This is a genomic window from Pseudomonas sp. SP16.1 (assembly GCF_052682975.1).
Map to the genome: position 1 here is coordinate 1,652,066 of NZ_JBQYFZ010000001.1, position 12,166 is coordinate 1,664,231.

Genomic DNA, 12,166 nt, shown 5'->3' on the forward strand with positions numbered 1-12,166 from the left:
GTGATGGGGAGGTGGGTGGCGCGGCAGTACGTTTGCGCGGGCATGGCTTCTCCCTCGCCATTGGCGTGAAGGGTGGTTGTGGGGTAGGTTCAGGGGCCGGCATGGGGCCGGAACAGGGAGGCGATATGGCCTGGCCAAAGTACGCAGCAAGCTACGAGGATAAGAAGCACCTTCTGGTGCAGTACCTCTGCAAGAGGAAGTGCAATGCGCAGCGCTACGGATTGGTTTCAAAGCAGCCTTGGGTGCCCGCCGGCGCCGATGAGGACAGGTCACTCTTCGTGACCTGCCTGAAATGCGGCGGCCAGCAATTCGATTCATACAACTGGGTGCGTCTGTAGTTCTGGAAAAGGCCGGCGTCCGCGCATCGGCCAGCAGTGACCGGCGCGCGGCGATTTGCCAGAATGCTGTAAATCCATACAGTATTCGCGCGATGAAAGACTACCGACTCCCCGAATTCCGCCCTGTCACCCAGGACGAGCTGCGCCAGATCTGGGCCGAGCACCCGGAGATGCGCCGGCTGGTGCTCGAGGTGGAGCGCTACCGCCGTGTGATGGCGGAGATCGACGGGCTGTGCAAGTCCACGCACGAGGCGTGGCGCCACAGCGTTGGAGGGAACCTGATGGCGTTGCATCGGCTGCAGGCGCTTATGACCGACGAGCGGTATCGGGGCGCAGGCGAGTAGGCTCATGCCTGCGGCACCTCGGCGACGCTCAGGCCAACGGCTACCGGGCGAACCCACACCGGCATATTGCTGAGCATGAAGGTCTCGCCTTGGGCTGCAAGCAGCAGGGTGGTACCCATGACGTGGGCGATGGCCTCGGCGGCGTGCGGTGGCACGGCGTTGCCGATTTGTTCGCTCCATTCCTTGTCGCTCAGGCCGTCGAGAATCAACTGCTCTTCCGGCTCCACCAGGCTCTGTAGCGCTGCTTTCTCCAGGGTGGTGAAGGGGCGGTGCCAGGTGCCGTCGAGACTGCGGATGATGCAGGTCAGGCGCTCGTTGGCGGCAGGGATGCGCGGGTCCGCCACGCTGAAGCGCCCGCTGTCGTAGCGCGAGCTGGCGGCAATGGCCCCGCAGTTCTGGTCGAACGGGATCACGCCGTAGTGGCCGCCGGTGAGGTAGTTGTCGCCCTTGCCGCGGTGCAGGATGCGAGGATCCGCTACCGACTGCTGACCACCTTGCACGCCCTTGCCGCCGGCGATGATGGTGCCGGCCGGTTGGTCGAAGGGAACCACCCGGTAGTTGCCGCTGTGGCGATTCCAGTTAGGCCGTGGGTCGGCCACGCTGAAGGTGCCTTGGCCCGGCATGGTCTGCCCGGGGATGGTCGGCGACGACTCGTCCCAGCGAATGACGCCGAACTGCTGGCCGTGGTTCCAGGTGGCTGCCTGCCGGTACCGTGGATCGGCAACCGAGAACGCGCCATTGGTGGGGCTGCTGCGGCCGGCGATGGTGCCGCTGGTATCGTCCCAACCATGCACGCCCAAGTAGCCGGAGCGGTACTCCGGCACGATGATCAGGTCACGAAGGCGGCCATCCTCGATCGCCAGTTCGTTGAGGCTGCGCCAGTCGCTGCCGGCTCGCACCAGGGCGAGGCGCACCCAAGTCTGCCAGTGCAGCGAGGGAACGCGATGCATCGGGCCAGCGGCCTCGATATCGCCGGGCAGAGGCATGCGGCCAAGGATATCGCCGACGGCGCGCAGGCTCTTTTTCTCCGGCTCGTACAGGAAGGGGGGCACCTTCTCGACGTGGCGCGCCACCAGCAGGAAGCGCTTGCGGCTCTGCGCCAGGCCGCCGAGTTCGCCGCAGTCGTGGGTGGTTTCGGCCACGGCGTAACCGTAGTGGCTGAGCAGGCTGTTGATCTGGTCCAGCAGATGCCGGCCGCGAGTCGCCAGGCGCGGGACGTTCTCGAAGGTGATCAGGGGCACCGGGTCGTCTGCCCAGGCTTCGCCCATCAACCATACGCAGCGCAGGGTCAGTTCGTTGAGGGCCTGGTACTTCGGCGTTTTGCTGGTGGCCTCGGAGAGCAGCCCGCTGGCGCCCTTGCAGGGGCTGCTGATAAACACGCAGTCCGGTCGCTTGCCGCCGGCGGCGCGTCGGATATCTTCCGGGGTCGCCTCGCGCCAGTTCGCCGGCGGCTCCTTGCCGTGAAAGCGGATGTACTGGTCGCGGGTGAACAGATCGATCTGTGAACCTGGTACGCCGGCCAGCTTGGCAAAGTTACGCAGGGCGGAAGGGGATACGTCGATTCCGCCTATGCATTCCCAGCGGGCCTCGAAGTTGCCGACGCGCGGGCGGGCGCGGTTGAAGCCCTTGGCGCCGCCGCCCAGGCCGCAGCAGAAGTGGAAGTGATGCAGGGTTTGCTGGAGCATCATGCGGATTCCTTGGAGTCGTTGAATATGTCGAGCTGCGCTGAGGCCGCGGCTTCTTCCTCGATTGCTGCATTTACTCGATCGAGTTCGAACTGGATGCGCGCCTTGGCAATCGCGGAGTACTCCGGCGAGAGTTCGCAGCCGATGAACCGGAACCCCTCACGCATAGCTGCTTTGCCGGTGCTGCCGCTGCCCATGAACGGGTCCAGCACCAATCCGGCTGGCGGCGTGACTAGACGGCATAGGTAGGCCATCAGGTCTGTGGGCTTTACAGTGGGGTGGTTGTTCTGGCTACTCTTGTCGGTGCCTTCCGATTGAAAGCTGCCGGGGTTCTGGTCGCCGCTGGACCAGTGCAGTGGCTTGCGATCCATGTGCTCGCAACCTTCGTTGCGCTCATACCGGCTCACCTTGGGGCAATAGAAGAACCTCGCCGCGCTACCGCTGTCGCCGATGAACGTGCTGCCGGCTTCGTCAACATTCCCGGTAAAGGCGCCATAGGTGTTCCTGAATTTGTCACCGTTGCGCTTGTGCACCGGCGCCGCGGCGCCCGCTCCGCTCGGGAACGCTGCCACCACTTCTTCACTGCCGTCGTGGATGAGGTTGGCAGGCCAGCGCCCGCCGGTGTGCGGTTGGGCGAGGACACCCTCCCCTCTGTTTTCGTCAGGGTTCCTGCGCGGCAGCCCGCCCGCGCCGGTGTTCGGTCGCATGGTTTCAGCAGCAATCCGGCAGCCGTCGATGTTCAGCGCTCCGGTTCCGTGGGCGAGTATGTTCGCTGCCACGGTACCGGCCAGCGGCTTGCGGGCCAGGGTGATCGGTTCCAGGGCGGGCTTCAGCGCGGTACCCCAGCCTTGCCAGTCGCCATCCAGATTGCGGGACTTCGGGAAGCCGGAGCCATAAACCCAAGCGATCATGTCGCGGATTTCGAAGCCTGCTTCTTCGATGCGCGCCGCCATTCGGTGGTGGGTTCGGGTGCCGGCAAAGGCCAGCAAATGGCCTCCGGGTTTCAGTACGCGCAAGCACTCCGCCCAAACCTCAACAGGGGGCACGTCGCTGTCCCAGGCCATGCCCATGAAGCCGGCTCGAGTTCCGCCGGCTTTTGCTCGTCCTGCTGGGGTGTCTTGCCCCCTTGCGCTCGGGCCGCCGCTGTTCGACGTCAGCCCGTAGGGCGGGTCGGTGACGATGCTATCCACGCTGTTGTCGTCCATGGTGCGCATCACCTCCAGGCAGTCGCCGAGGTGCAGCGTGTAGGGGGTGCTCATGGCTTTCTCCAGTCCAAGCGATGCCGGCCGCGGCTGCGGCTGGCTGGGCAGGGTGGTGGGGTCAGTGGTCTTGCTGATCCAGCCGCCCGGCTTCGCGTTCGCCTTGGGCGTAGAGCTGGCGCGCCACGTTTTCGGATGGCGTGAATTCGTGGCGCGGGATGGCGAGCATCGGCGCGGAGCCGATCGGGCCGGCGGCGTGGGCGTTGATGATGAGCAGCTGGATGGCCTCGGCCTGCTCCTCGATGCCGTGCCAGGCCATCAAGTCGGCCAGCCGGGCCTTGATGCCCGGGCGCACGCGGTGGCGTAGCTCTGTCTCGGCTGCCTTCTGCCTGCGTTCGGCCAGTGCCAGGTCGCGCTCACGCTGGTTCTTGGCCATTGGCGCCTCCCAGTTCGATGCCGTACTCCTTCGCCAGCCGGAGCGTGTGCGCGTAGGAGATGCCGGCCGCCGCTGCTAGCTGCTTGAAGGTCGCGCAGGTAGGGGCTAGGGCGATGACCCTGTCCGCCGAGGTGGCGCGCGGCGCCTGGGCGAACTCCAGGCCGTAGTCGTTGCGCAGGCGGGTGAGCACGCTGCGGCCGATGCCGAGGGCGCGCGCGGCGGCGTTGATGTGCAGGTGGGCGAGGCCGCGGGCCTGCTCCACCAGCGCCTGCGTGCGCTCGTGGTCGCTGGGCTGGTTGCAGCGCTTGGGCGGGGTGAACTTCTCGCGCGCCTGCTGCTTGGCGAAGCGGCGCGGGTGTTTGTCGGGATCGAGCTTGGCGGCGCAGCCCAGGGCGGCGCGCTGCTCGGCGTGGGAGCGGTAGCGCGGGGAGGGCGTCATGCTGGCGCCCTCACTGCTGCAGGTGCAGGCCGCGCTGCAGGTGTTCGGCCAGCCAGCGCGCCTCGCGGATGGTGCGGCGGAAGCCGAGCACCTTGCCGGTGTCGACGTCGACGACGCGGATCATGGCGTTGCCGCTGCACACCAGGTGGGTGGCGCGGGGTACCGGTGCGGGCTGGCGCCGGCGGGCGTCGGCGGCCATGCGCGCCTGGCTGGTCTGGCGCATGGCGTCGAGCAGTTCGGCGATGGCCTCGCGGGCCTTGTTGAATGCGTTCATGGTCGGCACCTATGTAGGTGAGGGGGAATAGGGGGCGGCCTCTTTGTCGCCAGCGGCGAGGCCCACCGCCGCAATGGACTCCCGGCATTCACCGGGCACCCTGGCTACCGCTTTATTCACAGCCGCGCGCTTTGATCCAGGCGATGGGGGCGCCCGATCTGCTGGTATAAGGACCCAGCGCTAACGCAGCTGCATGCCGAAGCGGCACGGGCACCACCCGCCCGCCGGGGCTACCCAACGCTTTGCGGGTGGTGCTGGTGGCTATTGCTGAAGCTTCACGCGTAGTGAAATTTCAGGTACTTGCCTTGCGGCAAAGGAATCCAGATCCAGCCGTAGTAGTCGTCGCCGGCTGGACAGCCACCGCTGTGCTGGTCGATGAAGATGTAACGGAACGCAGTGCCTGGCTCGTCCTGGCGCTCACCGCCATGCGTTTCGGTCAGTTCGAAATCGCACACGAAGCTGTCATCGCAGTAGTCAATTAACTTCTCGATGCTGGCCAGCTTTCGCCGACTGACCAGCAGAGCGACCTGGGCCATCACTTCACGCCGGTTCTTCTCCAGGTCGGCGTAGTGCTTGGCCATTGCGGCCGCGTAGTCGGCTTCGATATCAGCCCCGCTTTTCGGCGTCTCACACATGGCGCGCTTCCTTCTGGTGATGGCTGCTACCGCTTCCGGCACCGCCTCACCCGCAGCCCTACGACCAGGAGCAGGCCCAGCAACAGGCCCGCGCCCAAGGCGAACAGGAGGGTGGTGGTGAGCAGGTAGAGCAGGGTGGCGCCGGCGAGCAGGGCGCCCGCCAGCACGATGGCCAGGGCCAGGCGCAGCATGTCAGCGCACCGCCTTGACGATGGAGTTGATGCCCTTGTCGACGGCGCGGCGCACGGCGCGCTGCTCCTTGGCGGGCAGGTCCTTGTGGTAGTCGTTGTTGTAGACGACCTGGGCGCGCAGGCAGTAGGTGTCCGGCGCGAGGGTGGTGCTGGTCTTGAGGCCGCTGGCGCCCTGGTTGTCGACGCTGCAGGCGGTGTACAGCGGGTTGCTGTTGACGTCCTTGGCGTTGGCGAAGGAGCTGTCGTTGACCTCGCCGATCAGGATCTGGTTGCCGAAGTCCTCGGTGATGTCGGTGGTGATCTTGCCGGCGCGGCCGATGTAGAGCATGCCGGCGATCTCGATGCGCACGCCGGCCTTGGAGACGTAGCCCTGGGCGACGGCCTCGGCGGCGCTGTACCAGTCCTCGAACTCGACGATGCGCGCGCCTTCGTAGTCCTTGTCGGTCTTGATCCAGTTGCGCACGGTGACCAGCGCGCCGGAGCCGGACACCGCGGCGAAGGCGTACTTCTCGGCGATGCTGTCCTTCTCCATCTTGCCGAAGTCGTCCACGCCGTTGCGGCCGTGGAGCCAGTAGACGATCTCGGTGTGGGCGTCGCTGACCTTGATGTCGGCCGGCAGCGGCATGCTGGTGACGACGTCGGCCTGCATGATGGCGATGCTGCAGTCGTCGTCCTTCATCAGCTGGGCGTTCTCGACGGAGCCGCCGGTGTTGAGCACCTCCAGCTGCGCGCCGGTGTTGCGGGAGATGGCCTTGCCGATCGCCTGGCCGAGGCTTTCGTAGAAGCCGCCTTCGCCGCCGGTGCAGAAGGTGAGCGCCGCTGGCGCTGCCTGGGCGCCGCCGGCGAGGGCGAGCATCAGGCCAAGCATGAGTGCGATGTGTTTCATGGGGTGTGGCTCCTGGTGGGTGGGGTGAGTCAAACGCCGGCCGGCTGGGCGACTGCGCGCACCAGGGCCATGAGCCCGGTCTGGATGTCGGTCTTGCCGATGGCGGCCCAGCGCAGCGGCTCGGCAGCATGGAAGCGGCGGAACTCGATGCACTCGTCAGAGGCGCCGGTGTGCTCGTTGTACTGCACGCCGTTGTATTCCTTGCCGGCCATCGATCGCCGAGCGTCTGCCTGCTTGACCTCGAGGTCGGTACTCAGGCGCCCGGCCAATTCAGCCTGCAGCTGCAGCAGCTCGGCGCCCTTTGCCTTGATCCGGTTCATCAGGTCGATTTCTTCCTGGCTCAGTTCGCGGTAGCCAGCGATCTTGCGGTGTTGGTTTTCCATCGGTGTGCTCCTGGTTGGTTTCCCGTCTGGCCCTCGGTGGAAGGCCAACCAGTGAAACCGGAGTCACGAGTAGTTGTTGACCTCTTCGCCGATGCGGGCTTTGTGGCGCCCGAGCGCGTCGCTGTAGTAGTGGCTGGCGCTGCATTCGCGCACCGCTGCCCACGGCCCGATGCTGCTGAGCACGCAGCTGCGCTCAGCGCTTGCGTGGAAGCTCACCGAGCCAGTCACGTCATCGGCTTGGTAGCTGGCGCCGGTTTGGCCGTCGCTGCTGTAGCTGTGGCGGATGCCTTCGAACATGGTTGCGCTCTCCTTGGTTGGTTTCCCGTCTGGCCCTCGTGGGAAGGCCAGCCAGTGAAACCGGGTGCCGTTGCCGCTTGCCGATGGCAGCGCTGGCGTCATGTGTTTGGCCTTGGGCTTCCCTCGCAGCGCCTTCAATCGGCATACAGCGCTGGTCGTGGGGTATCTGTGTTGCTCCGCGCTTGAGTGCAGCCCGGCGGCCCGGTGGGTAGTGGGCACGTATGCGCGGATTGCCGACCCGTTACGTCGGCTGGGCTTAGTGCTGCATGGGCAGGGTTCTCCTGGACAGGTAATGGATCTGCTCGCTACGCCGTCCGGGTCATTCGCGCGGTTCGGTCTGCACCTCGTCAGGCTCGGCCCCTCTGTGGCCTACCCCTGAACGCCGGTCGCCGTTCGGCGTAGCGGTTGGTTCACCTGACTTTCTGTCGCCCCACAGGTGATGGCCGGGGCTGCCTCGCCGGTTGCCCGGCTAGCTGTTCATGGCGCTGGTTGTTAAAGAGCGTTGGCCTTTCGGCCTGGCCGTCGTTTCCGGCGGCGTTGAAATTAAATTAACCATTGGTTTTTAAATGGTCAATACCAATGGTTAATTTAATTTGCGGCGAAGTGCCGCCCTGGGCCAGGCTTGCGTGATGGCGATTTGCTCGTTTACTGTATGGGCATACAGTACAGGGAGAGGCGTGTGGGGATGCCGAAGAACGACCAGAAGACACCGATGGATGCCATCGACCGCGTGGGCCTGCGGGTTTCCGCGATGATCCAGAGCCCGCTTGCCCAGCTAAACCGGCGGGTGAAGATCTTCCAGCTCGACACCGACCCTGATCACGCCTGGCAGGCGATACTGGAACTGCTGCGGGAGACGGATGGGTTGAGCCTGGAGCGCCACGAGGACGGCACGGTGACGCTCAGCTGGGACGCGCCGACGGAGGCCGACGAGCGCATCGAGGATGAGGAGGGGGATCTGATGCGGGTGGAGGTAGCGGAGACGGTGGCGCCGTTCTGAGGCTGGTAGAATGCGGGCCGTGTTCAATTTCCCGAGCTGCTGTTATGTCCTACAACCTCGCTAGCCTGCCATTCGACGAGCGCAATGCGCTGGAAGACCAGAAAGCCACCATGTTCGAGTTCTGGCAGCAGAACCTGGAGAAGGCGAAGGCCGAAGCCGGGCGTCTATGGGCCGAGAAGGGCAAGCGGAAGGGGCAGTGGCAGGCCTGGGCGGCTGAGCAGATCGCCGCCCTGGAGCAGGGCCAGTATCAGAGCATGGTTATGCGGGAGCTGGAGCGGTTGGGGTAGGGCGGAAATGAAAAGCCCCGCGTTCGCGGGGCGGCGTGGACAAAGTATCTACTCTGATTGAAGATTTGGATCAGCTTCAATAATGAGGCCGCCGCAAGGAATTTTCTTTCCGTCAGCTACGATTTTAACTTTTATCATTCCAGGCTTTTCAAGGTGGAGAGGCGAGAAAGAAACTTGTCCTTGGAAAGTTGATTCGTTAGACGCGTCCGAGGCGTGTGAGGCTAGTCTTCTCACAATGCCTTCTGTGTCTGGAAGTCTAAACATCTCCTGCCCATTGTATTCGATGGTTACCTCAAGGCTTTTAAAAGGCCTGGTTTGAGGTGTGACAATATGGATGACTGCGAAAAGTTTATGTATTACGGCAGGGAATTCTGTGACGATCAGCTTTCCTTGGTATACACCCATGAATGAGTGCTTTCCGGCGAGCTCATGTCTTATATCGTCACAGAACACACAATACGCGTACCTGCTCATTTAACTTCCTCAGCGTTCATCAATTCTTTGTTCTCAATTAGTTGAGACAACTCGTCAAGTGTAAGGCCGAGGGCCTGGCTGAGCTTTTTCAAGGTGGAAAGTCGCACGTCCTCACGGCCTGCTTCAATTCTTGCGATATGGGACTGACTAGTGCCTGTCAAGTCACCAAGCGCTTTTTGAGAAAGACCTTTGCTCATTCTTATCAGCTTCAGCGTTTTCTTGCTTCCAGCATACTGGGTTTCGGCGACCCATTTTCTTGCTTTAGCAATGCCATCTTTATGCTCTTTCTCTTTCTCAATATCCAAAATGAAAGCGGAGATTGACGAGAATTTTGATTGCCGCTTTGGCGGAGTAATGGCTGCCTCGAAACTAAATACTTCGGCGGTGGCCTTACTGCTAGCGGCAGGCTGAGTGTTACCAGAGCTCCACTTCAAGAGCTCTATAGTCTCTATAGATTCTTTGCGTGAACATGTGACTCTGATCATAATTAAACTCTCTTTTTGCAATTCCTAGCACGAAGTACGCGCTTTCATTCGGAAAGAACGCATATATTATCCGGTACTCGAGACCCTGATTAGACAGGTCGAAGTCACGGAGCCGCCAAAGATTGAGTCCGCCATTTCTTGCTTCAACCCAGTATTTGACATTGAACGTGGCTCCTTTGACGGGCTTGGATGGCGAACCGCCGTAGCCTTGCTGGGTGAGGCGATCGAGCTTGTCCTGATCCCCCTCCAGTTCCTCGAGTAGCGCCAGTATGCGGTAGGCAGCAACTGGCTCGGATTCTAGAAGGCCTAGAATGTCTTGCTTTGCATGCTCGTGAATTTCGAGGCGGTACACTATATCTACCTAGGTATAATGGCACAAGATTGAGGATGTGCCATTCGGCGGACAAGCGGGCCGCTGGGGCGTCTGCTTCGCGCTACCGCCATGAGCTGGCTCGCCGAGGTCGTACCCGGTAAGAGCTAAATCAACGATGGGCATTGTCATGGAGCGCATGGCGACCTCCTTGTCGTTGTGATTGGTTAAACCTTCATCCCTCGCCACACGTACAGCACGCGCGCATGAATGGTCACTTCCTCGACCCCGACCACGCGGTCTTTGTGCTTCTGGTTGTCGGAGATCATGTCGTAGTGGTCGGCGTCTGCCTTCTGCAGGCGCTTGATGTAGAGCATGCCGTCCCAGGTGAGAACGTAGACGCCGTCGCCGTTGAACTCGGTGACGCCGCGGTCGACGATCACCGGATCTTTGTCGTTGATGGTGCCGGCCATGGATTGGCCCCAGCCGGTGATGATGCTCAGGTTGGCGGGGGAGGTGTACTCCAGGCCGAGCTTCTCCAGCTGCACGCCGTTGACCACCACGTTGCGCATGAACTCGACGTAGTCGGCCGGCACCTGGCCATGGCCCATGGCGGCGCGCACGTCGTACTGCGGGATGAGGATGTCGCCATCCATCACCCTGGCGCTGCGCGAGAAGTTGCCGGGGATGACGTTGCCGCTCTTCGCCTCGGTCAGGGTTTCGCTCACCGCCTGTAGCAGGCGACTCTGCGCGTCGGCAGATAGGGCCTTGCCATGCTTGTTCAGCATCTCCAGCACCTTATCGGCCGCCCCCGACCCGTAACCCGCTGGTGTTTCGGTGACGGCTGTCCCGGATCTAGGTTGTTTTCTCTCAGCGGCAAGCGGGGCGGCCATCGTCGCGATCTCCTTCGCCAGTCTCGGGCTGAAGCTTTCGACGGGCACTTCGATGATCCGCGCCAACGCCGCGGCGAACTTAGCGTTAAGTGGGTTCTCGCCGTTGAAGTACATGGCAACAGCTGCAGGTGACATGCCAAGCCTGTCGGCAACCATGCGCTGATTGAGTCCCAGCTCGTTCTTCTTCGAGAGGAAAAGCTCTTTCGCGGCCTGGCATTCGTCCAGGCGGTCTTTAGGGAGTAATCGCTTCTTCTTCATCGGCTGATCGTAAACCACAGGTTTATTTGGGTGGGTAACCAGTGGTGTTGTTAATCCATCAACCAATGGTTAATATCTGGTCGTAGCACTACTCGTGAGGCAGAGAAGATGAAGAAGACCCCGCTGTCGGTTCTTGTCGCAGAACGCGGCCAGGCCGCGGTCGCGAAAGCGCTTGGCGTGAGCGCCCCTGCCATTGCTAAAGCCCTGCTGGCAGATCGCTCGATCGTTGTAACGGAGCACGCAGACGGCACTTTCTCCGCCGAGGAATTGCGGCCGTTCCCTGCGCAGCCATCCGCAAAAAAAGCCGTGGCCTAGCCGGGGAGACTGGGCCTGCAGCGCCGTGCGCGGGCGAGAGCCCGCTGGAGCGACTGGAGGTCATGAAGCACCACATGGAGTTGCTGGAGGAAGACCTGGAGCGACTCCGGGAAGACCTGGAGCGGCAGAAGCCGCCAGAGCGATAGCCACCTGCTCGAAGCCGGCGTCGCCGGCGGCACACAGCTGGCCCCGCACGAGTTCGGCGCGGTAGCCGAAGGCGGAGGGCACGCGGTGTTGGCAAGGCTCAGGCAGCACCTGGATCAGGGCTGCCACGTAGCAGCGCAGGGCGAGCAGCTCTCCCTGCAGGTGTTGGACGGTTGGCTGGCGCATGGGCGACCTCGCTGGCTGAGAACAGAGCCTCGACATGGGGCCAACGATAGAAGCAGGAGCAGAGCATGCATACGTCGATTGCGCGACACACCCCGATGACCCGCGACCAGGTGCTGGTGGCGCATGCCGCCGAGATGATCGCGCGCACCAGCCTGAGCCAGGAGGGCTTCGCCGAGGCGCTGAACCGCAGCGTGCAGGCGCTGGCGCCGGCGAAGGCCGCCGAGAAGCAGCTGCCGGACCTGGCCGCCATGGCCCGCACCAACGACACCGCCGCCTACCTGCGCGCCGCCAGCGCCTGGATGAAGCGCGTGGAGCGCTGGTTGAGCGGCGACGTGGAGCTGCCGGCCTGGCTCGAGGAGCCCTGGGTGATGGCGCTGGATGGCGACTACCGCGACCGCTGCGTGAACGAACTGGCCGGCCGCCACGGGTTGATCGGCGCCCGCGCGCTGGATGCGCTGGCGGACTGCCCGGTGACGGCCTTCGCCCAGCTGGTGACGCGCCTGGGCCAGGCCGTGGAGTCGGGTAGCGAGGTGCTGGCCGATGGGCAGATCGACCTGGCCGACCTGCCGCACCTGCCGAATTTCATCGACCGCCTGTTGGCCGTGGAGAGCAGGGCGCACGAGCTGCGCCGCCTGGCCGAGAACGTGCGCGACCAGGGCCCGCTGATGCGGGTGGTGGGCTGAATGACAGGCACAAAAAAGCCCGGC

Annotated in this window: 20 protein-coding genes and 1 pseudogene; 6 read left to right on the top strand and 15 right to left on the bottom strand. The window is 63.4% G+C overall.

Annotated features, from left to right (window positions below):
* The first annotated feature begins 125 nt into the window (after positions 1-125).
* The gene (locus tag ACUTAF_RS07975; RefSeq protein WP_445579472.1) at positions 126-338 is read left to right on the top strand and encodes a hypothetical protein; all 213 of its coding nucleotides are present in this window, start codon (positions 126-128) and stop codon (positions 336-338) included.
* 92 nt (positions 339-430) lie between these two features.
* A complete protein-coding gene (locus ACUTAF_RS07980; protein WP_445579473.1) occupies positions 431-682 on the top strand; it encodes a hypothetical protein in 252 nt (83 codons plus the stop codon).
* Positions 683-684: 2 nt separating this feature from the next.
* On the opposite strand, the gene ACUTAF_RS07985 is transcribed toward ACUTAF_RS07980, so the two are convergent.
* The 10 genes from ACUTAF_RS07985 to ACUTAF_RS08030 all read right to left on the bottom strand — a co-directional run bounded on the left by ACUTAF_RS07985 (position 685) and on the right by ACUTAF_RS08030 (position 7,107).
* Positions 685-2,367: a DNA cytosine methyltransferase gene (locus ACUTAF_RS07985; RefSeq protein WP_445582420.1), complete on the bottom strand. Its 1,683-nt coding sequence runs from the start codon at positions 2,365-2,367 to the stop codon at positions 685-687.
* Complete coding sequence (locus tag ACUTAF_RS07990; RefSeq protein WP_445579474.1) at positions 2,367-3,626, bottom strand: DNA-methyltransferase; 1,260 nt, start codon at positions 3,624-3,626, stop codon at positions 2,367-2,369. Before ACUTAF_RS07990 ends, ACUTAF_RS07985 begins: the two co-directional genes overlap by 1 nt.
* 61 nt (positions 3,627-3,687) lie before the next feature.
* Positions 3,688-4,002, bottom strand: coding sequence for a hypothetical protein (locus tag ACUTAF_RS07995; RefSeq protein ID WP_445579475.1), 315 nt, complete (start codon positions 4,000-4,002; stop codon positions 3,688-3,690).
* On the bottom strand, positions 3,983-4,441 hold the full coding sequence (locus tag ACUTAF_RS08000) for a hypothetical protein (protein WP_445579476.1): 459 nt from the start codon (positions 4,439-4,441) through the stop codon (positions 3,983-3,985). The genes ACUTAF_RS07995 and ACUTAF_RS08000 overlap by 20 nt, the downstream gene beginning before the upstream one ends.
* A gap of 10 nt (positions 4,442-4,451) precedes the next feature.
* Positions 4,452-4,715 carry a hypothetical protein gene (locus ACUTAF_RS08005; RefSeq protein ID WP_445579477.1) on the bottom strand — a complete coding sequence of 88 codons (264 nt, stop codon included), beginning with the start codon at positions 4,713-4,715 and terminating at the stop codon, positions 4,452-4,454.
* Positions 4,716-4,990: 275 nt separating this feature from the next.
* Positions 4,991-5,350 carry a hypothetical protein gene (locus ACUTAF_RS08010; protein WP_445579478.1) on the bottom strand — a complete coding sequence of 120 codons (360 nt, stop codon included), beginning with the start codon at positions 5,348-5,350 and terminating at the stop codon, positions 4,991-4,993.
* A gap of 26 nt (positions 5,351-5,376) precedes the next feature.
* Positions 5,377-5,541 carry a hypothetical protein gene (locus ACUTAF_RS08015; RefSeq protein ID WP_445579479.1) on the bottom strand — a complete coding sequence of 55 codons (165 nt, stop codon included), beginning with the start codon at positions 5,539-5,541 and terminating at the stop codon, positions 5,377-5,379.
* 1 nt (position 5,542) lies between these two features.
* Positions 5,543-6,427, bottom strand: coding sequence for a TAXI family TRAP transporter solute-binding subunit (locus tag ACUTAF_RS08020; RefSeq protein WP_445579480.1), 885 nt, complete (start codon positions 6,425-6,427; stop codon positions 5,543-5,545).
* Positions 6,428-6,456: 29 nt separating this feature from the next.
* Positions 6,457-6,810 carry an Acb2/Tad1 domain-containing protein gene (locus ACUTAF_RS08025; protein WP_445579481.1) on the bottom strand — a complete coding sequence of 118 codons (354 nt, stop codon included), beginning with the start codon at positions 6,808-6,810 and terminating at the stop codon, positions 6,457-6,459.
* A 63-nt stretch (positions 6,811-6,873) separates the two neighbouring features.
* On the bottom strand, positions 6,874-7,107 hold the full coding sequence (locus ACUTAF_RS08030) for a hypothetical protein (RefSeq protein WP_445579482.1): 234 nt from the start codon (positions 7,105-7,107) through the stop codon (positions 6,874-6,876).
* A 685-nt stretch (positions 7,108-7,792) separates the two neighbouring features.
* Here ACUTAF_RS08030 and ACUTAF_RS08035 point away from each other — a divergent pair.
* Together ACUTAF_RS08035 and ACUTAF_RS08040 are read left to right on the top strand one after the other, a co-directional pair.
* A complete protein-coding gene (locus ACUTAF_RS08035) occupies positions 7,793-8,107 on the top strand; it encodes a DUF1654 domain-containing protein (RefSeq protein WP_445579483.1) in 315 nt (104 codons plus the stop codon).
* 44 nt (positions 8,108-8,151) lie between these two features.
* On the top strand, positions 8,152-8,394 hold the full coding sequence (locus ACUTAF_RS08040; RefSeq protein ID WP_445579484.1) for a hypothetical protein: 243 nt from the start codon (positions 8,152-8,154) through the stop codon (positions 8,392-8,394).
* A gap of 48 nt (positions 8,395-8,442) precedes the next feature.
* Here ACUTAF_RS08040 and ACUTAF_RS08045 read toward each other — a convergent pair whose 3' ends face one another.
* The 5 genes and pseudogenes from ACUTAF_RS08045 to ACUTAF_RS08065 all read right to left on the bottom strand — a co-directional run.
* Positions 8,443-8,868 carry a DUF6941 family protein gene (locus tag ACUTAF_RS08045; RefSeq protein ID WP_445579485.1) on the bottom strand — a complete coding sequence of 142 codons (426 nt, stop codon included), beginning with the start codon at positions 8,866-8,868 and terminating at the stop codon, positions 8,443-8,445.
* On the bottom strand, positions 8,865-9,302 hold the full coding sequence (locus ACUTAF_RS08050; RefSeq protein WP_445579486.1) for a helix-turn-helix domain-containing protein: 438 nt from the start codon (positions 9,300-9,302) through the stop codon (positions 8,865-8,867). Before ACUTAF_RS08050 ends, ACUTAF_RS08045 begins: the two co-directional genes overlap by 4 nt.
* Positions 9,283-9,705 carry a type II toxin-antitoxin system RelE family toxin gene (locus tag ACUTAF_RS08055; RefSeq protein WP_445579487.1) on the bottom strand — a complete coding sequence of 141 codons (423 nt, stop codon included), beginning with the start codon at positions 9,703-9,705 and terminating at the stop codon, positions 9,283-9,285. The genes ACUTAF_RS08050 and ACUTAF_RS08055 overlap by 20 nt, the downstream gene beginning before the upstream one ends.
* 185 nt (positions 9,706-9,890) lie before the next feature.
* Entirely contained in the window at positions 9,891-10,451 is a 561-nt protein-coding gene (locus tag ACUTAF_RS08060) for a S24 family peptidase (protein WP_445582421.1), read from the bottom strand.
* 153 nt (positions 10,452-10,604) lie between these two features.
* Positions 10,605-10,814 (bottom strand): annotated as a pseudogene (locus ACUTAF_RS08065) (helix-turn-helix domain-containing protein); the annotation flags it as partial.
* Between the two features lie 108 nt (positions 10,815-10,922).
* Between ACUTAF_RS08065 and ACUTAF_RS08070 the strand changes: the two are divergent.
* On the top strand, positions 10,923-11,129 hold the full coding sequence (locus ACUTAF_RS08070) for a Cro/CI family transcriptional regulator (RefSeq protein WP_445579488.1): 207 nt from the start codon (positions 10,923-10,925) through the stop codon (positions 11,127-11,129).
* Positions 11,130-11,524: 395 nt separating this feature from the next.
* Positions 11,525-12,142: a hypothetical protein gene (locus ACUTAF_RS08075; protein ID WP_445579489.1), complete on the top strand. Its 618-nt coding sequence runs from the start codon at positions 11,525-11,527 to the stop codon at positions 12,140-12,142.
* The last annotated feature ends 24 nt before the right edge of the window (positions 12,143-12,166 follow it).